Here is a 24,920-nt window from a genome sequence, read left to right as displayed (position 1 = left end):
TATTATGTATAAGTAATTAAGTACTTCAAAAGAAGTTTATACTTATATTGTTTTAATTGCTTCTTTTTCTTTGTTTACTGAAAAATTCACTGTGTAAAATTAAAAAAATAAATGAACGTTCATTCATTTTTGAGTAAAAATTCAAATTTTTGTTTTTTATTTGTACTATAGATTGAAAATAAAGAGGCTCTCCAAAAAGTCCGAAATCTTGTCACTTCGACCAAAGGGAGAAATCACATAGTACTGATTATAAGACTCCTCCTTACGTCGGAGTGACAAACTGTGTGTTGATTTTTTACTTTTAGGACAACCTCTTTGAATTTTAAAAGTTTATTTTTTAAGTTCTAATATTTTAGTTTACGTTTTAAACTAAATGAATTGTGATGAAAAAGGATCAATTTTAATATTGAAGATAATTGCTTTTTATATTTGAAATATAATGATAGCTTTATAAGTTACCTTGTTTGAAAAATTTAGTTTTAAGATGATACTTTTGTTTGTAATTAAAATTATAAACAAGTTGCAATTTATAAATTACCTCATTATTTTCGGTTTAGATTTACTTGTATTGGATAGATTTTCATTAATTTCATTATGATGAATTTTTCCACCAGATGTACCTACTGGTTGTGAAAGAATTATTCCTATTGTTCCTGTAATTAATATTAAAATTGCTATTAAATGTGTTTTAGAATGCTTTTTGTTGTTAGCAATTAATCCTATAATAGATGTTACGCCCAGTATATACATAATTTTCATAAAGATTTCTGCCTTTTCTTCATGAATTTCAATTAAGTTATTGGAAAAGTTATTCATTTTTTCTATAAAATCTTCTGCTTTATCCCCTGTAATCATCGATAATTTTCCGGTTACCATTGAAAAAATTAAAATCATATAAGCAATATTCAAAACTAAATGATTTCTTTTGAAAATTCCATAAATTAAAATAATTATACCAAAAAATAATCCAATAATAGGAAAGTGATTGATCAATAAATGTAAATGTGCAGAATTCATTATCTAAAATTTATACTATGCCAAAATTAATAGTTAATTTTGCCAAAATTTAAAAAACAATGAATTTTTTTGAAAAAAAGTCGCCCTACAAACAGCTATTAAATCTATTTTTACTTAGTAACTTTATTTTAAGAATTATACTCTTATTTCATCCTATTACTTCTACTAGTTTTACTTGGAAAGAATTAGGGAAAATTTTTCTAACAGGATTAATTTCTGATTTTTTTGTTTTTACTATTGCTTCGGGCTTACTATGGCTGTATTTATTATTTTTATCTAATGATAAATATAAAAAACCTTGGGGATACATTCTTTTTGGATCCTTTTGTGTCCTTTTATTTTATGTAAGTTTTGGTAACACAATTTTAAACGAATACGGAGGTGTTTTACCTGAAATAGGTATAACTTTTATTGCCCTTAAGACTTTATTCTTTGGGTTAATGCTTTTTCTTCCTAAGCATAGAACCCTAATACGTACTATTTTATTTTCAATAACGGTTTTCATTGTGGTTCTTATCATAGTGCAAAATACCATTAGTGAATTCTTTTTTGGAATGAATTTGGTGTCCGTTATAATTTTATAGCTGTTGATTACTTAGTTTATACAAATGAAGTAATAAAGAATATAATGGAATCGTATCCTATTGTTCCATTGTTTACTGCTGTTGGATTGATTACTGTTTTTTTTACATATAGAATTGTGAAAAAATCTTCTAATTTTTTAAATAAACTTCCTTCTGTTCAAGATAAATTGAAGTCAACTCTAGCTTATATTTTTTTAACTTTTATTGGTGTTTTAGTAATTCCTATTTTAGTTAAACAAGAAACTTCTTCAAATGTTTTTGTTAATGAATTGCAAGCAAATGGACTGTATCGTTTTTATTTAGCATTTATGAATAGTGAATTAGATTATCAAAAATTTTATAAGACTATTCCCCAAAATGAAGCATTTACATTATTAAAAGAACAATTAGGAGATTTGAAAGAAGAAACGTCTCAAAGAACAATTATCTCTAAATTACCAGAAACAAAGAAAAATGTAGTATTGATAACAATTGAAAGTTTGAGTGCTGATTTTATGAAATGTTATGGAAATCAGCTTAATGTTACTCCTTTTTTAGATAGTTTAGCTGTTCAGAGTACGCAGTTTACTAATTTATATGCAGTTGGAAATAGAACAATTAGAGGATTAGAAGCCGTAACTTTATGTCTTCCTCCATCACCAGGAGAAAGTATTGTAAAAAGAAAAGATAATAAAAATAAATTTTCTACAGGTAGTGTTTTTAAAGAAAAAGGATATACCGTAAAATATTTATACGGAGGAGATGCTTATTTTGATAATATGGAAGATTTTTTTGGAGGAAATGGTTATGAAATAGTTGATAAGAAAACATTCAAATCTACTGACATAACCTTTTCAAATGTTTGGGGGTTTGTGACGAAGATATGGCTAAAAAAGCAATTCAAGTAATGAATGAAGAAGCTAAGTCAGGAAAACCTTTTTTTAATCATTGGATGACGGTAAGTAATCATAGACCTTTTACTTATCCAGCGGGTAAAATTGATATTCCAAATGATGCAAAATCGCGTGAAGGAGGGGTTAAATATACAGATTACGCATTGCGCCAATTTTTTAATAAAGCAAAAAAGCAAAGTTGGTATAATAATACCGTTTTTGTTATTATTGCAGACCATTGTGCATCAAGTGCTGGAAAAACAGAATTGCCAATGGATAAATATCGTATACCTGCTATGATATTTGAGCCTAATAAAAAAGGAACTATAAATCCAATTTTAATGTCACAAATAGATATTATGCCTACATTATTAGGGAGATTAGGTTTTAGTTATACAAGTAAGTTTTATGGACAAGATGTTTATTCTTTGAGTTATAAACCAAGGGCTTTTATAGCAACTTATCAAGATCTTGGTTATATAAAAAATAATATACTTACAATTATTTCACCTAAGCAAAAGGTGAAACAATTTGATTTAGTTCTGCAACCATCAGCTTTACCAAAAGAGTTTCAGATTATGTATGATGAAATTCCTAAAAAAGTTTTAGATAATCAATTAGAGAAAGAGACGATTGCGAATTATCAAACAGTTTCTAAAATTCTTAAATTAAAACAATATCAAAAAAAATAGTATTATTTAATCTTGATAATTATGTAGGAGCTATCTTAAAATAAACTCGATACCCTCTTTTTACTTTAAATAATTAGTGTTTTATAGAAAGATAAAAAAGAAATAGAAATGACTAATGAAAGAATATTATCCTAGTTTAACAGGAATACGCTTTATTGCTGCCAGTATGGTTTTTTTCATCACTTTAATCCAATTTCAAATAGAAAATCATTACCATTTATATATGATTTTTTTACAGAATTACATGTTGGCGTGACATTATTCTTTTTTTAAGCGGATTTTTGATTGCGAATCGATATTTTGATGAAAAGGTAATATGGAAATCATACTTTATAAATAGATTTGCAAGAATTTATCCTAGTTTTTTTATTCTGACTACTCTTACTTTTTTGTATACATCTTATAAAACTAATGTATTTAATGCTGAAATATATTTATCAAACATAACTTTTATAAAAGGTTTTTTTAATAACTTAAAATTTACAGGTATAGCTCAAAGTTGGTCGTTAACTGTAGAAGAATTTTTTTATTTATTAGCTCCTTTTTTCTTATTAAGAAAAGAAATTTTTTTGTTTATTTCTTACCTATTATTAGTATTTTATTAGGACTAATTTTTTATAGAAATGATATTACTTTTATGCTAGATTTTACCTTTTTTGGTAGATGTTTTGAATTTTTTTCAGGGATACATCTAGCATCATTTATAAAAAGGAATAAAGAAAAACAGTCTAAAAATATGACTTATATTGGGACTTTATTTACTTTCTTAGGTATTTTTTGGTTAGTATATTTAAAGCCAACAGCTGGATTATATGGGAATGATCTTTTGGTAGGAAAAATTATAAATACGATTTTTTTCCATTATTTTGTTTTACACCTCTTTTTATAGGGTTAATTAGAGAAAAAACGATTATTAGTAAATTTTTATCAACTCAAATAATCCAAATTTTAGGTAAAAGTTCTTATGCTTTTTATTTAATTCATTTGGGAATTTTATATGATTTCTTTCATAAATATTTTGGTTACTGGACCATTTTTGTAATCATAAATTTAATATCAATATTATTTTATACAAAAGTAGAAACTTTCTTTTATAAATTAATCAGAAATCAAACACAATTAAAATATAATTAATTCACATAGGGACTTTTGGGAGTATGTCTAAAACGTATTCGTGCATTACTTGACGGTAATCTAAATGTGTTACCATACGCAATTTTCCTTGTCCCATTGAACTGATGTGTATAGCTCTACTTTTAAGTTTTTCAAGTATCATTTTTTCATCTAAATAAGGTTGAATAGAAAAGATGACAATATTTGTTTCTACAGGCTCTACAGAGGCTACCCAAGGTAATTGCTTAAGCATTATTGCAAGTTCTTCCGCTCTTTTATGATCTATTTTTAATCGTTCAAAGTGATTGTCTAAAGCATAAATACCAGCAGCTGCTAAATAGCCTGATTGACGCATACCACCACCAAATATTTTACGAATTCGAAGAGCCCTTTTTATCGTTCTCTCATCTGAAATTAATAAAGATCCTATAGGAGCTCCTAATCCTTTTGAGAGGCATACAGATATGGTGTCAAATAATTCTCCAAATTGTCTAGGAGATTGTCCTTTAGCAACTAAAGCATTCCAAATACGAGCACCATCTAAGTGATATTTCAGATTGTTTTGAATACAAACTTGTTTTATTTCTTTCAAGGTTTGAACATCATAACAAGCTCCACCTCCTTTATTTGTAGTATTTTCTATGCTAACTAGGCTTGTTTTAGGGGCATGATAAAATTCAGGATCGTTAATTGCTTTCCGTACTTGATCTGCATGTATCATGCCTCGTTGTCCTTCAATTAAATTTAATGAACAACCACTATTAAAAGCGGTTCCACCTGCTTCATATAAATAAATATGAGACCAGCGATCACAAATAATTTCATCTCCTGGTTGTGTATTTAATTTCAAGGCTGTTTGATTTGCCATAGTACCAGATGGAAAAAATAATGCAGCTTCCATACCAAATAAATTGGCAACTTTATTTTCTAGAGCATTAACTGTTGGATCTTGTTTATATACATCATCACCTACTTTTGCATTGTACATAGCATGTAGCATTTCTTGTGTAGGCTTTGTAACGGTATCACTTACCAAATTTATTTCCATAATTATAAAAGGATTGGTACTTTTGCTTAGGAAAGAACTCTGTATATTTACAGATGATGTTCCAAGTAAATACAAAAATAGTATTTTAATTTTTTTTTAAAAACTCCAAAAATAGAAATTTATTATGACAAATGCCGATCAAATTAAAGGTATTGTAGAACGCCTAGGTGCGTTGAGGAGGTATCTTTGACATAGATGCCAAAATAATTGAAATTACAAATGAAGAAGAAAAAACATTTGCTCCAGATTTTTGGAATAATCCAAAAGAAGCAGAAGTTATTGTAAGAAATTTACGCTCAAAAAAGAAATGGGTTGAAGATTATAATAAAGCCATTGAATTGGCTGATGAGCTTCAAATAGCATTTGATTTTTATAAAGAAGGAGAATTTTCGGAAGAAGAGCTGGATGATCTTTATTTTCAAACTACAGAGCATATAGAAAATATTGAATTCCGTAATATGCTTTCAGATGAAGGAGATGTAATGAGTGCAGTTTTACAGATTACAGCTGGAGCAGGAGGAACAGAAAGTTGTGATTGGGCGAGTATGCTCATGCGTATGTATCTAATGTGGGGAGAAAAAAATGGATACAAAGTCAAAGAATTAAACTTTCAAGAAGGAGATGTAGCAGGAATTAAAACCGTTACTTTAGAATTTGAAGGAGAATTTGCTTTTGGTTATCTTAAGGGAGAAAATGGAGTGCATCGTTTAGTTCGTATTTCCCCATTTGATAGCAATGCTAAACGTCATACCTCATTTGCATCAGTTTATGTTTACCCTCTAGTAGATGATACTATTGAAATAGAAATTAGCCCTGCTGATATAGAAATAACCACAGCTCGTTCAAGTGGGGCAGGAGGTCAAAATGTTAATAAGGTAGAAACAAAAGTTCAATTATTACATAAGCCAACAGGGATTCAAATTCAATGTTCTGAAACACGATCTCAACATGATAACCGAGAAAGAGCGATGCAGATGTTGCGTTCACAGTTATATGAAATAGAGTTAAAAAAGCGATTAGAACAAAGAGCTGATATAGAAGCTAGTAAAATGAAAATTGAATGGGGCTCTCAAATTAGAAATTATGTAATGCACCCTTATAAATTAATAAAAGATGTTAGGACTCAGTATGAAACCAGTGATGTAGATGGTGTTATGAATGGTAATCTAGATTCATTTTTAAAAGCTTATTTAATGATGATGGGGCAAAAACAAGAATAAATAGTGTAAAAAAGGTTTCTAAAAAAATAAATCTCTAGTTTGATCTTCTCATGTTTTGGAAAACATAAAGTTTTGATTTTTTTGGATCCCTTTTTTATCATAATTTTTAAACAGGACTTTTTAGTTTATTTTATAAAATAAAAAAAGAAATAATTTTAACTTAATTTTGATCTTTTAAGTTTATTATACTATAACTCTATATCAATAAAAAAAATATGGCTCAGTTTCTAAAGATTTATCCTCAAAATCCTAATGAAAAGGAAATAGCAAAAGTTATTAAAGTTCTAAAAGAAGGCGGACTTATAATTTATCCAACGGATACTGTTTATGGTTTAGGATGTGATATTACAAATAGTAAAGCTTTAGAACGAATTGCTAAAATTAAAGGAGTAAAATTAGAAAAAGCAAATTTTTCATTTGTATGTAGTGATCTAAGCCATATATCAGATTATATAAAACAAATAGATACATCTACTTTTAAAATTTTAAAGAGAGCATTACCAGGACCATATACTTTTATTTTGCCAGGTAACAATAATTTACCAAAAGAGTTTAAAAAAGAACAACAGTAGGTATTCGAGTACCTGATAATACAATAGCTATTGAAATAGTAAAACAATTAGGAAACCCTATTGTTTCTACCTCAATTCATGATGAGGATGAAATTATTGAATATACAACAGATCCTGAGTTAATTTTTGAAAAGTGGCAAAATATCGTTGATTTAGTTATTGATGGTGGTTATGGTGATAATCATGCTTCAACCGTAATTGATTTATCAGGTTCAGAACCAGAAGTAATTCGCGAAGGAAAAGGAAGTATTGAAATTTTTTAAGTATTAAATTTTACTATTTAGAATTTACTTAATTTTAAACAATAGGAAGAATGAAAATAGCAATAGTAGGTTATGGTAATTTAGGAAAAACTTTTGTTGGGAGTTTTATAAAATCACATTTTATAAAAAAAGAAGATATCTTTGTTTACACTCGTACATTGCCAAAAATTCAGGATTGTTTTTCAATTCCCTTAGATAATTTTTCTATAGATAACTTTCCTTTTAACCAAGATATAGATATTGTTATATTAGCAGTAAAACCACAAGAATTTGAAAAAGTAGCACAGGTCTTAGAAGGAAAACTAAATAAGCAAACGATTGTTTTATCTGTTATGGCTGGTGTTTCTATTAAAAAAATAACTCATTTGTTAAAAGTAGATAAAATAGTACGTTCTATGCCTAATTTAGGAACTCAAATAGGACAAGGAATGACTGTTTTTTCAGCGTCAGATAAAACAGATAGAAAAGATCTATTTATTATTCAAAATTTGATTAATACGACAGGAAAATCTATTTATGTTGAAAATGAAGAAATGCTTAATCCTGCAACTGCTGTTTCAGGTAGCGGACCAGCCTATGTTTTTTATTTTATGAATGCTATGATAAAAGTAGCTCAAGAATTGGGATTTTCTACAGCTGAAGCAGAATTATTAGTACATCAAACTTTTTTAGGAGCAGTTAATTTACAAGCTTCTTTTGGATTATCTAATGATGAGTTGATAAAAAAGTAGCTTCTAAAGGAGGTACAACAGAGCAAGCAATTTCAGTTTTTGATCAAAGTAATTTGAATTCTATTGTAGCTATGGCTATTAAAAAAGCAAATCAAAGAGCAATAGAGTTAGGAGACTAAATAATGTATTTAAGAAATTTATAATATTGTACTATTGTTAAAGATCAATTTTAAAACAAATGTTAATAGAAAATTAGTTGTAATCACTTCTATTATTACAGAGGGAGGAATTTTGTGAAGAATTATTAAAATAATAGAAACAAAGAAGTGTTTCAAAATATTTGTTTTTTGTTATTTGAATAGTAACCTCTCTAAAAAAACTTTTAAAGAGGTCGTTTTTTATGTTCTTTAATAAAAGTTTTGAGTTATCACTTTTATCAGTAGTAGCTATTATTCTTTATTAAGTTGATTTTGGAATTCATTTAAATACTTTGCAATATGAAAACCATCCACTAATCCATGATGAGCTTCTATAGAAATAGGAAGCATTTTTTTCCCTTCTCTAATTGTAAACTTTCCAAAAGTAATTTTTGGGACAGATTCTTTTTGATAAAAATTAGTTGGGTGTAGTAATCCACTAAATGAATTCCAAGGAACAGTTGAATGTCTGATTAAATCTTTTTTAATATCATCATCATTAAGTCTTAAACCAGAACAACTTTTAACAGCTAAAATTTCATTTTGTAATTCGATATTAAAAGTTTCAAAATCTTGAGAAAAATTAACAAAACCAAAGCCAAAAGTTTCATCATCTCTTCCTATAGTTATTCCTGCATGAATTTTTTCGAATTCTATTATTTCATCCTCAATAATCCTATATTTTAGTTCGTTAACAGAGTTAACAGCAATCATTGATTTATGTAAATACATTGCAAAGAAAGATTTGCCATTCTTTTTAGAATTCTTATAGCATTCATCGCAGTCAACTTCGGTAACTATTCCGAAAATTGGACTGGTCATTTTAGAGAAAAATTCAAAATGTTCTTTTCTTTTCCAGTTAGCTAAGTCAATTTTTTTCATTATTATTTCATTAGATTATTTAAAAAGCTTTTTTTAAAAATCATTACTACAACGGGCTAGTGTATTTAGTGGGATTCGTGGAAATGGCTCTAAGGATTACTTTTAATTTGATTTTTGAAGTTAAGATATATTTTGTGTCCTGTTTTTATTGGTAAAAATAAATTAAATCACTTTTGTAAAATAAAAATATTTTAATTGCAGAGATCCTGTTTCCACATCAGTTACAGTTGGTCTGAATAAAGCAGGTATCTCCAAAATTTTTTTAAATTTTTCATCAGTAATTTTAGTGTTGAATTTTTCTAAATCAGGGTTCGTAAAAATTTCACCAAATACCCAAAGTGAATAATAACCTGTTTTTTCAATGATTAAAGTATGATTAGTATATTCAGCTTTAGTTTCTAGAATAACTTTTCCACTTAATAATTTGATAAACATTATGATTGATATTAAAAATATAATTGCACAAAAAGTTATTATTAAATATTCCATTATTTGTTTTTTATTGGTTTCAAATATAGTTTAAAACTAGCTATCAAAGTATATTTCGCTTTAACTTATAAATATTTTCTACCACGGTTAGCTATCTTCGATTGAAAACAATCTTTCTAACTTTTAAAATAGTTGTTCACCTAATGCAACAGCACCAACAAAATCATCCCATTGAGAAGTAAGCATTGCAATCAAGTTAAGCTTTTTTAGAATCTTCCTGCGTCAGATTGACAAACTGTAGGGTAAAAAAGTTCGATACCTCTACACGCAATCTTGTCACGCTGAGGCACGAAGCGTCTTTTCTTTTTAATTTGTTTTTATGGTTATATATATTCTGTATTACTATTGCTTCGAAACTCATTTTATGTTATTACTTTAATAATGAGTTTTAATTATTTTAGCTGATTGATGTTGTGAAATTTTTATAAAGTTTCCATTCTCCATTTACTTTTCTATAAACTTGTTTTCCTCGAGCTTTAAATCCTTCTTTATGTAAAACTTCAGTAGTGATTATTACAATTTCTTTGTTTAATGAGAATATTGGCAAGCTTATAGAAAAAAACGATTCAGTTTCATATTCGTTTTCAAATTCTTTCCAAAAAGTGTTTAGATTTCTATTTTCACGAAACATTTTTTTTAATTTTCCTTCTGGAATAACATCGTAATCATTTAAATATTCTGAATTAATAGAGAATTTATTTTCGTTTCCTATTTGTTTTTTTATATACACCAAATCTTTTTCAGTGAGCATACTCTTCAATTCTTTATTTTCTTGAACAAATTCAAGAACATCATCATTATTACATTTTGTAATGGATTTCGTTTGATTCTTTAAAATAGAACTCAAAAAACTATAAATTTCTTTATCTGAAACAATATGATTCTTGTCGGTTATTTCAGATATGTTTTTGTTCTTACAAGAAATACTTATGATTGAAAAGTATATTAAAATTATTTTTCTCATTTCTATTTTAAAGCTTTTTTGTTTGTTTATATAAAAACTAAAATATAATTAATTCGTTAAATGAATAAGAAATAGGTGTTAGATTTATCAAGTTTTTACTAACCTTTCTAACTTTTGAAATAGTTGTTCCCCTAATGCAACATCACCAACATAATCATCCCATTGACAAGTAGGAGCAAACCAATGCCATAATTGGGGTAGTACACTTTTATCACCGCCTTATAGCTTTTGTATTTTGTTTACAAGGTCTTTATGAAATGCTTCCGCTGAGGTATATTTCACTGAATAACCTCCTGTATATTTAGATAAAATGGTAGCTGCTTGATGTAAATCTTTTAATAAGGATTTCATATTTAGTGGGATTTGTGGAAATGGTTGTAAGCGAGTTTTTTAATTTTTTTTTTTTGATGGATAAATTACTTTATGTGCTACTGTTGTGGACACAGATTACTAGTTGCAATTATTTTGTTGTGTATAATTTGTGCTTCTTGCTAAACGGAGAATTAAATACTTAAATTTTACTAACAAACAAATAAAATACTATTTAGTATATTAAAAAAACTTACTATTTAATTATAGATTTTTTTGCTCTCTGCATCAGTATATATTATTTTTACTTGAAACCATAATGTATTTTTGATTTAAATATTTTACATCAAATAAAATGAAAAAATAATAAAATGATAGAAATCGAATTTCCAAATCCATTTTCGTTTGATTTTAAAACAGATGAAATACTTCAGAAAATAGATTTTCAAAGCATAAATAAAGAAAATCAGGATTTTATAAATTTCTCTATAGAATGCAATAACATATATGTAAAAAGTGTAAATAAAATATTAAGTGTTTTCTCTACATTTAGTAATAAACAAGAAATCTTAGACTTTATATACAATTCTATAAACCAGATTCAACTAAAAGCATACTCTGATATTTTTAAGCAAGCTCTTGAAGGAGAAACTTTATCTATTAATACTGAGAGTCTTGCTTTTATAAAATATAATAATAATGAAAATGTTGAGATTAATGCAAAAGATATCTTGGAGAGAGGAGGTGATATTCTTAATATATTAATATTTATACTTGAGAATTATCTTAAAAGTAAGCAGGATATAAAAAAATGTTTACCTGAAGAAGAGAAAAATTTTTATGTAGTATGGCACTTTGCAAGTAATTTACATAGCTTTAAATCTTTCTACGAAATTCTTATAGAAGAAAGAGGTTCAATATTGATTGATGAAGAATTTAACAAAACGAAAATTACAATTTCAGAAGAATTCAAAAAAATTAAAACTTTTATAACTACTTCAGATATAAGAGATAGAAATCATATCAATGAATATAGGGCATTTACACATAAACATAATAAAAAATTCAATTTTATTAAGAACACCATACTAGACTTAGAAGTTGTAAAAGGCAATATTTGTAATGTACAATTTAAAAAATCTAATCAACAAGATGATAATGAATCATTGGATTTTTCTAGGTATTTAAAAACAGATAAATATATTGAAAACATAATTCTTTCTTACTTTGATAATTTGAAATTAATAGATATTTATCAAATAATAATTTACATAGAAAGAATTATTAATCATCAAATTAGAAAACACTTTAATGCAGAAAATAATTCACTGGCGTACAAAATAAAAAAACAAGATTTAATAGATGCAATATTTTATTTAAGCTCCGTAGAAAAAGATTCCATTGGTAAAATTATTGATGCAATAACAGAGACAGACAAAGAGCCTTATTTTTGGAGAAAACCATTATTTTGTTTTGATGAAACAATATATTTATCATTTTCCTTATTAAGTTCACCAAATGTTGATTTATTGTTAGAAAGCATTTTTGAATATGTTAATGTTAAAATAGAAGATCAAATACTTAGTTTTAAAAATGAATTAATTGAAGGACTAAATATAGACAATGGATATAAATTTGATTTGATAGAAAACAATGAAAAAGGATTTGAGAATAATATTATTTATGAGCTAAGAGATTACATACTGCTAATTGAAATTGTTCTATTAGAGAAAATGCCTATTGAATTCTCTGAGATTGCTATTTCGCTAAATTATATAAATGAACACATTGAGAGGATTCCAGGAAAAATAGAATTTTTAAAGGAATCAAATGATATCAAAAGTATTTTGCCAATAGTGTTAATAAACTATTCTCTTTTTTCAGGAATGTTTCTAAATGGAATAAGTGTCTTTGATAAGAGATTACTGAAAAATTATTTTGTAACTGGGGAATTTCAAAGAGCAAGGATAAATTATAATTCTAAAAATCAAAAAACTTCTATCTACAATAAATTTAGATACTATGAAAATGAGGATGAGTTTAATGATGTTTTTATTAATTTTCAATATAATCCTTTACCAGTTGTTGAAATATTAAATAAACTATATTGGAAAGAGGTTTCTGTTTTCCCTAATTCAACTTTAATGCAATTATATATTGATGTTTGTGATTATGTGGATGAAAATGAAAATATTGAAGCTAAAATTCATCAACTGAATTCTGTGTTAAAAGAGCAATATTATAATTCTTATAATGATAATGAAATTAAAAAAATTGATAAATCCATTCAATATTATTTAACGGATATTTTTAATTTATTAGCTCACTGTAAATATGACTTTAGCTTGAATAGATTTGAAATTTCAAGGTCTTTTCAAAAAATTAATATAAGAGGATTTGCCCATTTAATTCATTATTTTACTAATACACTGAATGAACTCGGAGGTATAAAAATTAAGAGTACAAAAACTTTTAATACCGTAAAATTTGAAAGTGATAATGTTATGAAATTAATGGATAAATTAATTGGGGATAAAAATTTAATTAGAATTTCGGAATTTAAATCAGATTCAATTTTTACCAAAATTGAAGAAAAACAGATAATAACTTTTAATCTTAAAATATTATCTACTGTTACAATTACCAGATATTCTCCTGATGATTTTCAAAATTTTTTATTATCATTGAGTATTATAAAAAATTTTAAGGAAAAATATTTTTTACATTTTGAATTTTATAGTGCTGTTAACAATATTATATCTGCATTGAATTTTAACAATCATTATCAAACAGCCAGAAACCTTTCAGAAGAAATTCTCTTAATTTCAATTCAAGAAAAAAAAGTTTATAGAGGTTGGGGAATTCTATTTTTATGTTCTGAACAACAGAAAAATATATTTGATGCAACTGTTTATGGATGTTTATATATAACTTCATTATCGATTGAAGAAAACTTAACTTATTCAGAAATTGTTGAAGTGTTTTTTAATATCTTAAAATTCTCAAGAAATATTTATTCAACCCATTTAATTAAAAGTGTTTTTAACTTTCTAAAATCAATCAAACTTAAAGACTATGATGAACAAAAAATTCATTTAAGTTATTACTTATCAGCATTTTTAAATGCAAATATCAAAAATAGGGATTCGTTAATTGAAGATTCTTTTACTTATTTTAACAAAAGTGTTAACAAAATTCTTAAGTATAAAGAAAAGGGGATTTTACCTTGGTTAAATTATTTTTACAATATCAAGAGGTTAATTAATGATGGTTTTGTAAACGAAAAATTTGATGTAGATAAATTCATTGAGTTACTTGAAAGTAAAGTAGACCAAGAATATTTCTTACCAATAAAAGAAAAACATTTTTCTGATGAAAATCTGAAAAATAATTTTATAGAAGCCATAAAAAAATCATTAAATACTATATCATTTTCTGATTATATTTTTGAAAATCAAAACCTCGAATTAGATATGCATAATCTTATTCAACAAGGAATAACAAACAATGACATTGAAAGCATTTTGTTATCTGGTTTAATTGCAAATGACATTAGACTAATTTATAAGAACTCATATTTTGAAAAAAATACTCTAGTACCATTTATACAGGATAATAGTGATTTAAATTTTATTGATAATTATTTTGAATTTATCAAAAGTAAAATTAAGATAAAAGAAAATCAGCTTTATGTTTATTTGTTTGAATCAAATAAAGAAGTTTACTATTTATTGATAAATTCTGGCGGAGATTTTTTGATAAGAAAGCCAAGAGAATGGAATGCTGATAAGATGAATAGTTGGCTCAAGAATAAAGAAAATTTTTACTTTAATTCTAAGAATTATTTTGATATTAGTGAACAAGAAAGTGCTTATAACAAACTCCTAAATGACTTATCTTTTACAAATTTGGAGTTAAACTTTGAATATGATGAAATTTTAATTTCAACAAGTTTAGATTTAATTAATTATCCAATTAATTTGATAGTAGACAATGGAGATTTTCTAGGTTCAAAATATAAATTAACTAATGTAATTTTATTAGAGTGGTTTATTGAAAATAATAAAGAATTTATAATAAAGAAAGATTTTACTTCTACTTGTTGGGTTCCATTAGAAGCAGCAGACCCTGCAATAAGTTATGGTTATGAGAAATTAAAACCTGTTTTAGAAGTAAATAATGTAAAAACAATAACTAGTATCGATTTAGAGTCAATAGATTCAAATATAAATATTTTCTTTGCTCATGGAGAATTAAATGGGTCATCGTTTAAAGCTATCTATGAGAGTCAAGAAAACTACAGTGCGATAATCTCGAATAAGGTATTGTTTGGCAAGGGTGATGTAGCAATATTATTTGTTTGTCATTCTGGTAAAATGGATAAAAACTTTTTCTCTAATAGCGTTATTTCGTTGGTGCATGAAATTATAGAACTAGGATATAAGAGTGTAATTGCTCCATGTTGGGGATTAGAAGTTACTATCCCCGAGTTTTGGTTTGATGAGTTTATTAAAAAATTTAAAACAGGTGTTTATATAAGTGAAGCAGTTTTTTATGCCAATAATGAATTAGCAAGATACAAAGAGTCAAATTCAAACGCATATTATGTAGCAGAAGGGAGACTAGCAATGCACTTGTTTGGAAATCCTAATTTAAGGATTGAGGTTATATAAAATAAGTTTATAAATACAAAGTGTTTGTTATAATGCTTATAGAATAAGTGTTTTGTTGATGTTTTTGGAAGTTTTTTTATTATAAATTCAAGGAGAATATTTAGTAATTAGCTGTTAAAAGTATATTTTATAAAAAAAAGCCTGAAAAAAATTCAGGCATTTCCTTCATCGCAACAATTTCACAAAATCATCTATCCCATTCACTCCATTCACTCTCAAATACTTAATAAACGCACTACCTATAATCGCGCCCTTTTGGTACGTAGTCGCTTGTTGAAACGTTTCCTTGTCTGAAATACCAAAACCAACAATTTGTGGGTTCTTTAAATTCATAGCAGCAATGCGCTCAAAATACTCCATTTGGGCGGTGCCAAATCCTGTTTGATTTCCTGTAACACTCGCGGTACTTACCATATAGATAAATCCGTTAGATAAGGCATCAATCTGGCGAATGCGGGTTTCGGTTGTTTGTGGGGTAATCAAAAAGATGTTGGTTATCTTATATTTTTCGAAAATGCTTTTGTATTCGGCTTCGTAAATGTCCAGAGGAAGGTCGGGGATAATTAAACCATCGATACCTATTTCGGCACATTTCTGACAAAATTTTTCGACACCATATTGCATCATTGGGTTAAAATATCCCATAATTAATAAAGGGATAGAAACGGATTTTCGAATGTTTTTTAATTGCTCGAAAAGTAGGGCAGCAGTCATTCCGTTTTCTAGTGCAATGGTCGAACTTTCTTGTATGGTGGGACCATCGGCCAATGGGTCGCTAAAAGGCAAACCTATTTCGATCATATCGACTCCGTTTTTTTCTAAGGTCTCGATAATGGTTACGGTGTCGTTTAGGTTGGGGAAACCTGCGGTAAAATAAAGGGAAAGAACAGCCTCCCCAACCCCTCCAAAGGAGGGGCTTGTTGTTGCGTTTATTTTTGATGTAAAAAGATTGTTTATTCTATTCATTGTTTTAATTTATATATGATATTTATTTAGATGAATTGTTGCATACAGTTAAGCCCCTCCTTTGGAGGGGTTGGGGAGGCTTTAAAGTTTAAAATAATCAATATACGTATTCAAATCTTTGTCGCCTCGTCCAGAGAGGTTAATCACCACAATATCTTCGGGTTTAAATTGTTTCTGGTTGAGTACCGCCAAAGCGTGCGAACTTTCTATGGCGGGGATAATACCTTCTTGTTTACAAAGGTTTAGACCAGCTTGCATTGCTTCGTCATCGGTAGCCGACATAAAAGTGGCGCGTCCGCTTTTGAATAAATGCGCGTGTAAAGGCCCTACGCCTGGGTAATCGAGTCCCGCTGAGATAGAATAAGGTTCTGTAATTTGTCCGTCTTCGGTTTGCATCAACAAGGTTTTGCTTCCGTGAATGATACCTTCTTTCCCTAATACCGAAGTCGCTGCGCTTTCTCCTGAATGAATTCCTTTTCCAGCGGCTTCTACGGCGATTAATTGTACTTTTTCACTATCTAAAAAATGGTAAAATGCTCCAGCGGCATTACTACCTCCGCCTACACAAGCAATCACATAATCTGGGGTTTCGCGACCTTCTTTTTCGAGTAATTGTTTTTTTATTTCTTCGGAAATAATACTTTGAAAACGCGCTACCATATCAGGGTAGGGATGAGGTCCTACTACAGATCCTATGATGTAAAAAGTGTCTAACGGATTGTTAATCCAGTCGCGTATGGCTTCGTTGGTAGCATCTTTTAAGGTTTTTGAGCCCGAGGTTGCAGGTCTAACTTCGGCACCTAGCATTTTCATACGAGCTACGTTAGGTGCTTGACGCTTGATGTCGATTTCGCCCATATACACAATACATTGCAAGCCCATCAAAGCACATACGGTTGCCGTTGCCACACCGTGTTGACCAGCACCTGTTTCGGCAATGATTCGATGTTTGCCTAAACGCTTGGCAAGTAAAATTTGACCAATGGTATTATTAACTTTATGTGCGCCTGTATGACACAAATCTTCTCTTTTTAAATAAATCTTGGCTCCGAATTGTTTGGATAAATTTTGCGCTAAATATAAGGGCGTTGGTCGGCCTACATACTCTTGCAATAAAGCTATATACTCGGCTTTAAATTCTTCACTTTCAATGATATTTAAATACTGTTGGCGTAATTCTTCCACATTAGGATACAACATTTCAGGAACAAATGCCCCTCCAAATTCGCCGTAAAATCCTTTTTCGTTAACGTTATATTTCATTTTATATTTTTATATTTTTTTGTTTCAAGTTTCAGGTTTCAAGTTTCAGGTTTCAAGTTTAAAGTTTTTCTAACTGAACACTGATAACTGAATACTGAACACATCTAATTACTTTTCACTCTTCACTAATCACTAACTCCTCAATAAATTTCTTGCAAGCTGGAAAGTATTTCAACCCTGGTTCAATTTCTAATTGGCTATTGATATCTAATGCGTGGCACCATCGTGCTTTTGTGCTTTTTAAGAACTGTTTTACTTCTTCTAATTCATTTATTCCGATGCCTCCACTCAAAAAGAAAGGTTTTTCAGAGGGGTAGTTGTCTAAGAGTTTCCAATCGAAAGTTATTCCGTTACCTCCGTGTTGTTTTCCTTTGGTATCAAATAAGAAGTAATCGCAAACTGCTTCATACGGAAGTAAGGTGCTAAAATCGAAAGTTTCACCCACCGAAAAGACTTTGATTAAGGATATCTTTTTCGGAAGGGTTTCCACGTAAGCTTGTACTTCTTTGCAAAAGGCAACCGATTCATTTCCGTGTAATTGAAGGACATCTAAATCGTACTGATTTATTTTACTTTTGATTTCTTCTACTGTAGCATTTACAAAAACACCCACTTTTTGAATGTTTTCTGGAAGTGTTGGAAGTGTATTGATTTCAACGTTTCGAGCACTTTTCTCATAGAAAATAAATCCGAGATAATCGGGTTGCAATGAAGCGATCTCCTGAATGTTTTCAGGGTATTTCATTCCGCATATTTTTATTTTTATTGCCATTTCTTTTTTTTGGAACACAAAGTTTCTCAAAGTTTAACACGATGTTTCACAAAGTTTTTTAAAATACTTCTGTGACTTTGTGCTTTACTTGGTGTGACATTGTGTAACTGATATTTTGATTTTTATTGCCATTTCTTTTTTTGGAACACAAAGTTTCTCAAAGTTTAACACGATGTTTCACAAAGTTTTTTAAAATACTTCTGTAACTTGGTGTGACGTTGTGTAACTGATATTTTGATTTTTATTGCCATTTCTTTTTTGGAACACAAAGTTTAACACGATGTTTCACAAAGTTTTTTAAAATACTTCTGTGACTTTGTGCTTTACTTAGTGTGACATTGTGGAACTCATATTTTGATTTTTATTGCCATTTCTTTTTTTGGAACACAAAGTTTCTCAAAGTTTAACACGATGTTTCACAAAGTTTTTTAAAATACTTCTGTAACTTGGTGTGATGTTGTGTAACTGATATTTTGATTTTTATTGCCATTTCTTTTTTTGAACACAAAGTTTAACACGATGTTTCACAAAGTTTTTTAAAATACTTCTGTGACTTTGTGCTTTACTTGGTGTGACATTGTGTAACTGATATTTTATTGTTCATATTGATTCATAAATTCTTTCAATGCTAGTTCTGGATTATCCGTTTTCATAAAGTTTTCGCCTATTAAAAATCCTTGATAACCATAAGGTTGTAATTCTTTAATAGCATCAATGTGGCTGATACCGCTTTCTGATACTTTTACGAATTCGTTCGGGATTTTTGGAGCAAGTTCTTTACTGAAATCCAAACTCACCTCAAAGGTTTTTAAATTACGATTATTTACGCCTATCATATCTAAACTTGGCATAATTGATTTCTCTAGTTCTTCCTCATTATGCACTTCTAATAAAACCTCTAAGGCTAGAGATTGGGCGAACTCTGATAAATGTTTTATTTCTTCCCGACTTAATACGGCTGCGATTAATAAAATTACATCAGCGCCATAAGCTTTGGCTTCTACCAATTGGTATTCGTCAATGATAAATTCTTTGCGAAGGATAGGGATAGAAGTAGCGGATTTTGCTAAAAGTAAATCATCGAGTGAACCTCCAAAATATTTTCCATCGGTTAAAACTGAAATTCCTGAAGCGCCTGCATTTTGATATCCCATTGCGACTTCATCGACCGAAAGACTTTGATTAATCACTGGTTTTGATGGCGACCGACGCTTATGCTCGGCGATAATGCCCAATACATTGTTTTTTAAATTTTTACTTAATGATTTTGTCGCAGAACCAAATAAAGGAAATCCTTCTAATTGACTCGCCGAAATCAAACGCTTTTTTAGCTCGACTTCTCTTTTTTTATCTGCTATTATTTTGTCTAGGATGGTCATTTTTATTAAGTGATTAGTGATTAGTGAAAAGTAATTAGTGATTAGTTGTTTGGAGAGTGCAGAATAATGAACATTACATTTAATACTACTAGCTCTTTACTCTTCACTTTTCACTTTTCACTCAATAATTGTAACTTTTTCAGCTTCTCCAATGCCTTTCCGCTTTCAAGACTTTCTTTTGCTAGGGCAAAGCCTTCATTTATCGAGCAGTTATTTACCGTAGCAATGGCAAGTGCGGCGTTTGCACAAACTACATTATTTTGTGCTGTGCTTCCGTTGCCTGATAGAATTTCATAGAATAACTTAGCCGATTCTTCTACAGTAGTTCCTCCAGCAATATCGATTGCATTTAGTTTCGTCACCTCAAAATCTTCGGGTTTTAGGATTTGTTCTTTTTGGCGAGAAATGACTTTAGTATCATTCGTTAACGATATTTCGTCATAACCATCTAATCCGTGTAAAATGGTAAAATTGGTTTCGGTATTTTGGTACAAATACGCATACATACGTGCTAATTCTAAATTGAAGACACCCACCATTTGGTGTTTAGGGAAACTCGGATTCACCATAGGACCTAACATATTGAAGAAGGTTTTTACACCTAATTCTTTACGGATAGGAGCTACTTGCTTCATCGCCGGGTGGAAAAGCGGTGCGTGCAAAATGGCAATATTTGCTTCTTCGATGCATTTTGTAAGATAATCAGAGTCATTGCTAAATTTTACGCCTAAGTTTTCCATTACGTTACTCGATCCAGAGATAGAAGAAACGCCGTAGTTTCCGTGTTTAGCCACTTTAACACCTGCACCCGCCGAAATAAACGAAGCTAAGGTTGAAATATTAAACGTGTCTTTACCATCGCCGCCTGTTCCGCATAAATCTATAGCTTCATAAGCCGAGAAATTGACAGGAATACATAGTTCTAATAATGCTTGACGGAAACCTGCCAGCTCGTTAATGGTAATAGGGCGCATCATAAATACGGTTAGAAACGAGGCAATTTGGCTCGGATTGTATTGTCCGTGTGAGATGTTAACTAATATTTGGTACGCCTCAGCTTGTGACAGCGTTTCGTGTTGGAATAATTTATTAAGTGTTGATTTCATTGGATTTTATTTAATTAAATTTTTTTGTTTTGTGATGCTACAAGGAGCACAATGTTTCACAACGTTTTCACAGCGTTTCACAATGTTTAAAAACTTCTTTGACTTTGTGTGACTCTGTGTACCTACAAGGAGCACAATGTTTCACAACGTTTTTCACAACGTTTCACAATGTTTAAAAACTTCTTTGACTTTGTGTGACTCTGTGTACCTACAAGGAGCACAATGTTTCACAATGTTTTTCACAACGTTTCACAATGTTTAAAAACTTCTTTGACTTTGTGAAAGGACTTTGTGTGACTCTGTGTACCTATTACCCACGCCAATTCACCCAATTCTCCAATATTTTTTTACCCAACGGAGTCAACACACTTTCAGGATGGTATTGCACCCCACGCACTTCATACGTTTTATGCTTTAACGACATTATTTGTCCGTTTTCATCTACCGAAGTAACCTCCAAAACCGCTGGAAAGTTTTCATTTGCTACCACCCACGAATGGTAACGACCCACTTCAAATTCTTGAGGTAGATCTCTAAAAAGTACCTCGTCAGGATGAGTTAATGTAACTTTTGTGGCTACCCCGTGATATACTTTTTCTAAATTGGTTAGATGCCCACCAAAAACTTCTCCTATTGCTTGTTGACCTAAACAAACCCCAAGAATGCTTTTTGTAGGAGCATATTTTTCAATTACTTTTTTTAGTAAACCCGCCTCATCAGGAATACCAGGGCCAGGTGAAAGAAGAATTTTATCGAACTTTTCAACTTCTTCTAATTCGAACTCATCGTTGCGATATACCGTTACTTCACAATTTAGATCCTCCAAGTAATGCACTAGGTTGTAAGTAAAACTATCGTAATTATCTATGACTAGGATTCGCCCCCTAGCCCCCAAAGGGGGAATATTTGTATGTTGTGTATTCATAATCTTTTATTTTTAGTTGCTCTTAAGCCCTCCTTTGGAGGGTTTGGGAGGCTTATATCGTTTCCGCCAACTCCAACGCCTTATTCAACGCTGCTAATTTGTTAAACACCTCATTTTTTTCATTTTCTTCCACCGAATCATTTACAATTCCTGCTCCGGCTTGGAAATGCAGTTCGTGATTCAGACTGATAAATGTTCGAATCATTATGGCGTGGTTAAAATTACCTTCAAAATCCATTACACCTATGGCACCTCCGTAAAACGAACGGTTGATGTTTTCAATATCGTCAATTAACTGTAAGGCTTTGTGTTTAGGAGCACCCGAAAGCGTACCTGCAGGAAAAGTATCGGCTACGACTTGCATCGTGGTTGCTGATTCGTGCAACTGACTGGTAACTTTGGAAACCAAATGAATTACGTGTGAGAAATACTGCACTTCTCTGTATTTTTCCACTTGTACTTGATGACCGTTGCGACTCAAATCGTTACGTGCTAAATCAACCAGCATTACGTGTTCGCTATTTTCTTTAGGATCTTCCGAAAGTTCTTTGGCTAATTGCGCATCTTTTTCATCGTCACCTGTACGTTTAAAAGTCCCTGCTATTGGGTGAATTTCGGCTTTGCGATTTTGAATGATAATTTGTGCCTCGGGAGACGAACCCATAATTTTGAAATTACCATAATCAAAATAAAATAGGTAAGGAGAGGGGTTTATGCTTCGTAAAGCGCGATACACATTAAATTCGTCGCCTTTAAATTTTTGTGAAAACCGACGGGATAAAACCAACTGGAATACATCGCCACGTGCACAATGTTTTTTGGCTTGTGCTACTTGCTCTTTAAAAAGCGCATCCGTTAAGTTAGAGTTTATGGCTCCCTCGCGAGTAAAGCTATAAGAAGCAAAAGTTTTAGATTGGATGTATTGTTCAATTTCGGCTAAATTATCGATGCCAGTTGTGTTGTGACAAAATAGATAAGCCTCATTTTTAAAGTGATTGATGGCAATCACATTTTGATAAACACTATATTGCAAATCGGGTAAATTCAAATTTCCTTCTTTAGGGGTAATGGCTGTTTTTTCAAAATAGCGAACGGCATCGTAAGTAGTAAAACCAAAAAGTCCATTAGTAATAAATTTGAAATTACTTTTATCTGTTTGAAAACTATCTTTAAAATCTTGGATAGCCAAAATAACTTCTTTTTTATCAGTAATAGGTTTTACAACCAAAGTTCCGTCAGGAAAAGAAGAAGTAATCGTTTCGTTTTCCACCTTGATACTCGCAATAGGGTTACAACAAATGTACGAGAAGCTATTATCGTTAGTATGATAGTCATTACTTTCCAGTAAGATACTATGCGGGAATTTATCCCTAAGTTTTAAATAAATACTAACCGGCGTAATCGTGTCGGCAAGGACTTGTTTAAAAGATGTTTTTAAAATGTATGTGTTCATAGATGTTTGTTTCAATTTTTTAAAATTTAATCAATAAAAAAAGGCTTGTCGTGATTGACAAGCCTTTATTGTATATGTTTATTTAAACTTTACATAGCTGGTACCGCTCACGACGTTTGACGTAAGTTGTTCCACCACCAAGTATTGTTTAAAATATTTTGCATTTTTTTATGTGTACGTTTTGTATGTTGCAAATGTATAGAATTATTTTTTTAATATCCAAAAATATTTTTTTAAAAAAGTTTTTTCTAAATCTTGTATTATTTTATCTATTTGTTTTAAATCATCCCCTTTTAAAGGTATTATTTTAGTATGGAAATTTGGAAAAACTTTGTCAATTTTCTTGAAATTGTTGTAATCTGTAAAATATTCTGCAAAGAAAAGTTTTTCGGACATATTCTTGTCTGGAAAATAACTAACAGCTATTATAGCGTTGTCAATTTCTATTTTTGAATTTTTTGCATTAAATTCAGTTAAGTTATAACATTTGTAGTTTTTCTCTTTTCCACAACAATTACCAGATAACTTTTCATCGGTTATTTCAATATTATCAATTTTTAACATATTCCCTTGAATTTGATTTTTTTATAAATATAAATAATATTTTCAAATGAAATTTTGTTATGTAAATATTTTAAAAAATTATCGTTTTATTTTAATTAATTATTATATTTGTAGTGTTAATTAAAATAAATCGAATATGAAATTAGTAAAAATAATAGCCCAATTTCTTTTTTATATAGTACGAATAGTGGCAGTTGGGTATCTACTTACTTCGTTATTTGTGTTAGTGAGTACCTTGTTTAAATTACCCAATTTGCAAATGCTTGATGCGAAACGTTTTGCGATTAATTTACCTTTTTCGGATTTTCCTCTTTTATTGGGAACGGAGTTTACTTTTAACTATGTAACAGAAATGGTTTTAGGAATAGGCCTTTATGGTTTGTTTTTTTGGGTGCTGAGTGGTGTTTTTAGTACCTTTAAACAGGAGCGTTTGTTTACTGTGCAAGGAATGACCAACTTAAAGTATTTTTATTTATTTAATTTGATTGTTTATCCTTTGTTAATCATCGTTTGGGCGGTGGTGTCAATAGAAGATTTTCCGTTTTTAGTAATGGTTATTGCTCACGCTATTATGGGCGTCTTTATTCTTTTTATGTATGCTATTTTTGCGCAAGGTGTACATTTGCAAAACGAACAAGATTTATACATTTAAGTTATGCCTATTATTGTAAATATAGATGTGATGCTTGCCAAACGAAAAATGCAATCGAAGGAGCTAGCTGAAAAAGTAGGTATTACTACCGTGAATTTATCCATACTCAAAACGGGAAAAGCTAAGGGGCTTCGGTTTGATACTCTCGAAGCTATTTGTAAAGCACTCGATTGTCAGCCTGGTGACATTATAGAGTATGTAGCTGAATAATAAGAGTTTATTGGTAAAATGCAAACATCGGTGAAAGCCCGATAGGGAGTGTTTTGCTTAAACC

21 protein-coding genes and 2 pseudogenes are annotated in these 24,920 nt (G+C 29.7%); 9 read left to right on the top strand and 14 right to left on the bottom strand.

The window, feature by feature from the left end; translation table 11 throughout:
• Nucleotides 1-534 precede the first annotated feature (534 nt).
• A complete protein-coding gene (locus tag JJC03_RS16315; RefSeq protein ID WP_088400474.1) occupies nt 535-1,017 on the bottom strand; it encodes a hypothetical protein in 483 nt (160 codons plus the stop codon).
• Between the two features lie 59 nt (nt 1,018-1,076).
• Here JJC03_RS16315 and JJC03_RS16310 point away from each other — a divergent pair.
• A pseudogene (locus JJC03_RS16310) lies at nt 1,077-3,165 on the top strand (LTA synthase family protein).
• Between the two features lie 239 nt (nt 3,166-3,404).
• On the top strand, nt 3,405-3,770 hold the full coding sequence (locus JJC03_RS19335; RefSeq protein WP_374226272.1) for an acyltransferase family protein: 366 nt from the start codon (nt 3,405-3,407) through the stop codon (nt 3,768-3,770).
• A 530-nt stretch (nt 3,771-4,300) separates the two neighbouring features.
• Here JJC03_RS19335 and JJC03_RS16305 read toward each other — a convergent pair.
• Nucleotides 4,301-5,326, bottom strand: coding sequence for a threonine aldolase family protein (locus JJC03_RS16305; RefSeq protein ID WP_088400494.1), 1,026 nt, complete (start codon nt 5,324-5,326; stop codon nt 4,301-4,303).
• Nucleotides 5,327-5,450: 124 nt separating this feature from the next.
• Here JJC03_RS16305 and prfB point away from each other — a divergent pair.
• The 4 genes and pseudogenes from prfB (at nt 5,451) to JJC03_RS19505 (ending at nt 8,231) form a co-directional block, all read left to right on the top strand.
• Nucleotides 5,451-6,546 (top strand): peptide chain release factor 2 gene (prfB, locus tag JJC03_RS16300; protein WP_235873709.1). Its coding sequence is split into 2 segments (ribosomal slippage): nt 5,451-5,513 and nt 5,515-6,546, totalling 1,095 coding nucleotides; the frame shifts between segments, so codons are not numbered across the junction.
• 215 nt (nt 6,547-6,761) lie between these two features.
• A pseudogene (locus JJC03_RS16295) lies at nt 6,762-7,381 on the top strand (L-threonylcarbamoyladenylate synthase).
• A gap of 50 nt (nt 7,382-7,431) precedes the next feature.
• A complete protein-coding gene (locus tag JJC03_RS16290; RefSeq protein ID WP_258932002.1) occupies nt 7,432-8,112 on the top strand; it encodes a pyrroline-5-carboxylate reductase family protein in 681 nt (226 codons plus the stop codon).
• Between the two features lie 29 nt (nt 8,113-8,141).
• Nucleotides 8,142-8,231, top strand: coding sequence for a hypothetical protein (locus JJC03_RS19505; protein WP_258932642.1), 90 nt, complete (start codon nt 8,142-8,144; stop codon nt 8,229-8,231).
• Between the two features lie 270 nt (nt 8,232-8,501).
• On the opposite strand, the gene JJC03_RS16285 is transcribed toward JJC03_RS19505, so the two are convergent.
• The 4 genes from JJC03_RS16285 to JJC03_RS18400 all read right to left on the bottom strand — a co-directional run bounded on the left by JJC03_RS16285 (nt 8,502) and on the right by JJC03_RS18400 (nt 10,935).
• Nucleotides 8,502-9,131 carry a CatA-like O-acetyltransferase gene (locus tag JJC03_RS16285; protein WP_088400462.1) on the bottom strand — a complete coding sequence of 210 codons (630 nt, stop codon included), beginning with the start codon at nt 9,129-9,131 and terminating at the stop codon, nt 8,502-8,504.
• Between the two features lie 162 nt (nt 9,132-9,293).
• Nucleotides 9,294-9,566 carry a hypothetical protein gene (locus JJC03_RS16280; protein ID WP_235873708.1) on the bottom strand — a complete coding sequence of 91 codons (273 nt, stop codon included), beginning with the start codon at nt 9,564-9,566 and terminating at the stop codon, nt 9,294-9,296.
• Nucleotides 9,567-10,017: 451 nt separating this feature from the next.
• On the bottom strand, nt 10,018-10,584 hold the full coding sequence (locus tag JJC03_RS16275; protein ID WP_235873707.1) for a hypothetical protein: 567 nt from the start codon (nt 10,582-10,584) through the stop codon (nt 10,018-10,020).
• Between the two features lie 219 nt (nt 10,585-10,803).
• Nucleotides 10,804-10,935: a hypothetical protein gene (locus JJC03_RS18400; protein ID WP_258932001.1), complete on the bottom strand. Its 132-nt coding sequence runs from the start codon at nt 10,933-10,935 to the stop codon at nt 10,804-10,806.
• Between the two features lie 329 nt (nt 10,936-11,264).
• Here JJC03_RS18400 and JJC03_RS16270 point away from each other — a divergent pair, with 329 nt between their 5' ends.
• A complete protein-coding gene (locus JJC03_RS16270) occupies nt 11,265-15,566 on the top strand; it encodes a hypothetical protein (protein WP_235873706.1) in 4,302 nt (1,433 codons plus the stop codon).
• 165 nt (nt 15,567-15,731) lie between these two features.
• Here the strand turns inward: JJC03_RS16270 and trpA are convergent, their stop codons facing one another.
• From trpA to JJC03_RS16230, 8 genes are all read right to left on the bottom strand, one after another.
• On the bottom strand, nt 15,732-16,532 hold the full coding sequence (gene trpA, locus JJC03_RS16265) for a tryptophan synthase subunit alpha (protein ID WP_235873705.1): 801 nt from the start codon (nt 16,530-16,532) through the stop codon (nt 15,732-15,734).
• Between the two features lie 81 nt (nt 16,533-16,613).
• Complete coding sequence (gene trpB, locus JJC03_RS16260) at nt 16,614-17,795, bottom strand: tryptophan synthase subunit beta (RefSeq protein WP_235873704.1); 1,182 nt, start codon at nt 17,793-17,795, stop codon at nt 16,614-16,616.
• A 115-nt stretch (nt 17,796-17,910) separates the two neighbouring features.
• Entirely contained in the window at nt 17,911-18,567 is a 657-nt protein-coding gene (locus JJC03_RS16255) for a phosphoribosylanthranilate isomerase (RefSeq protein ID WP_258931999.1), read from the bottom strand.
• 593 nt (nt 18,568-19,160) lie between these two features.
• A complete protein-coding gene (gene trpC, locus JJC03_RS16250) occupies nt 19,161-19,946 on the bottom strand; it encodes an indole-3-glycerol phosphate synthase TrpC (RefSeq protein WP_235873703.1) in 786 nt (261 codons plus the stop codon).
• A gap of 110 nt (nt 19,947-20,056) precedes the next feature.
• A complete protein-coding gene (gene trpD, locus JJC03_RS16245; protein ID WP_088444383.1) occupies nt 20,057-21,052 on the bottom strand; it encodes an anthranilate phosphoribosyltransferase in 996 nt (331 codons plus the stop codon).
• A 310-nt stretch (nt 21,053-21,362) separates the two neighbouring features.
• On the bottom strand, nt 21,363-21,977 hold the full coding sequence (locus JJC03_RS16240; protein WP_235873702.1) for an anthranilate synthase component II: 615 nt from the start codon (nt 21,975-21,977) through the stop codon (nt 21,363-21,365).
• 52 nt (nt 21,978-22,029) lie between these two features.
• Nucleotides 22,030-23,430, bottom strand: coding sequence for an anthranilate synthase component I family protein (locus tag JJC03_RS16235; RefSeq protein WP_235874402.1), 1,401 nt, complete (start codon nt 23,428-23,430; stop codon nt 22,030-22,032).
• Nucleotides 23,431-23,634: 204 nt separating this feature from the next.
• On the bottom strand, nt 23,635-23,994 hold the full coding sequence (locus JJC03_RS16230; protein ID WP_235873701.1) for a hypothetical protein: 360 nt from the start codon (nt 23,992-23,994) through the stop codon (nt 23,635-23,637).
• 136 nt (nt 23,995-24,130) lie between these two features.
• Between JJC03_RS16230 and JJC03_RS16225 the strand changes: the two genes are divergently transcribed.
• Nucleotides 24,131-24,646 carry a hypothetical protein gene (locus JJC03_RS16225; protein ID WP_235873700.1) on the top strand — a complete coding sequence of 172 codons (516 nt, stop codon included), beginning with the start codon at nt 24,131-24,133 and terminating at the stop codon, nt 24,644-24,646.
• Between the two features lie 3 nt (nt 24,647-24,649).
• Nucleotides 24,650-24,856, top strand: coding sequence for a helix-turn-helix domain-containing protein (locus JJC03_RS16220; RefSeq protein ID WP_103715394.1), 207 nt, complete (start codon nt 24,650-24,652; stop codon nt 24,854-24,856).
• Nucleotides 24,857-24,920: the final 64 nt, after the last annotated feature.

It is taken from the genome of Flavobacterium oreochromis, assembly GCF_019565455.1.
Taxonomy (GTDB): domain Bacteria; phylum Bacteroidota; class Bacteroidia; order Flavobacteriales; family Flavobacteriaceae; genus Flavobacterium; species Flavobacterium oreochromis.
The sequence above is the reverse complement of the archived record's forward strand: the minus strand, read 5'-3'. Positions and strand labels throughout refer to the sequence as shown.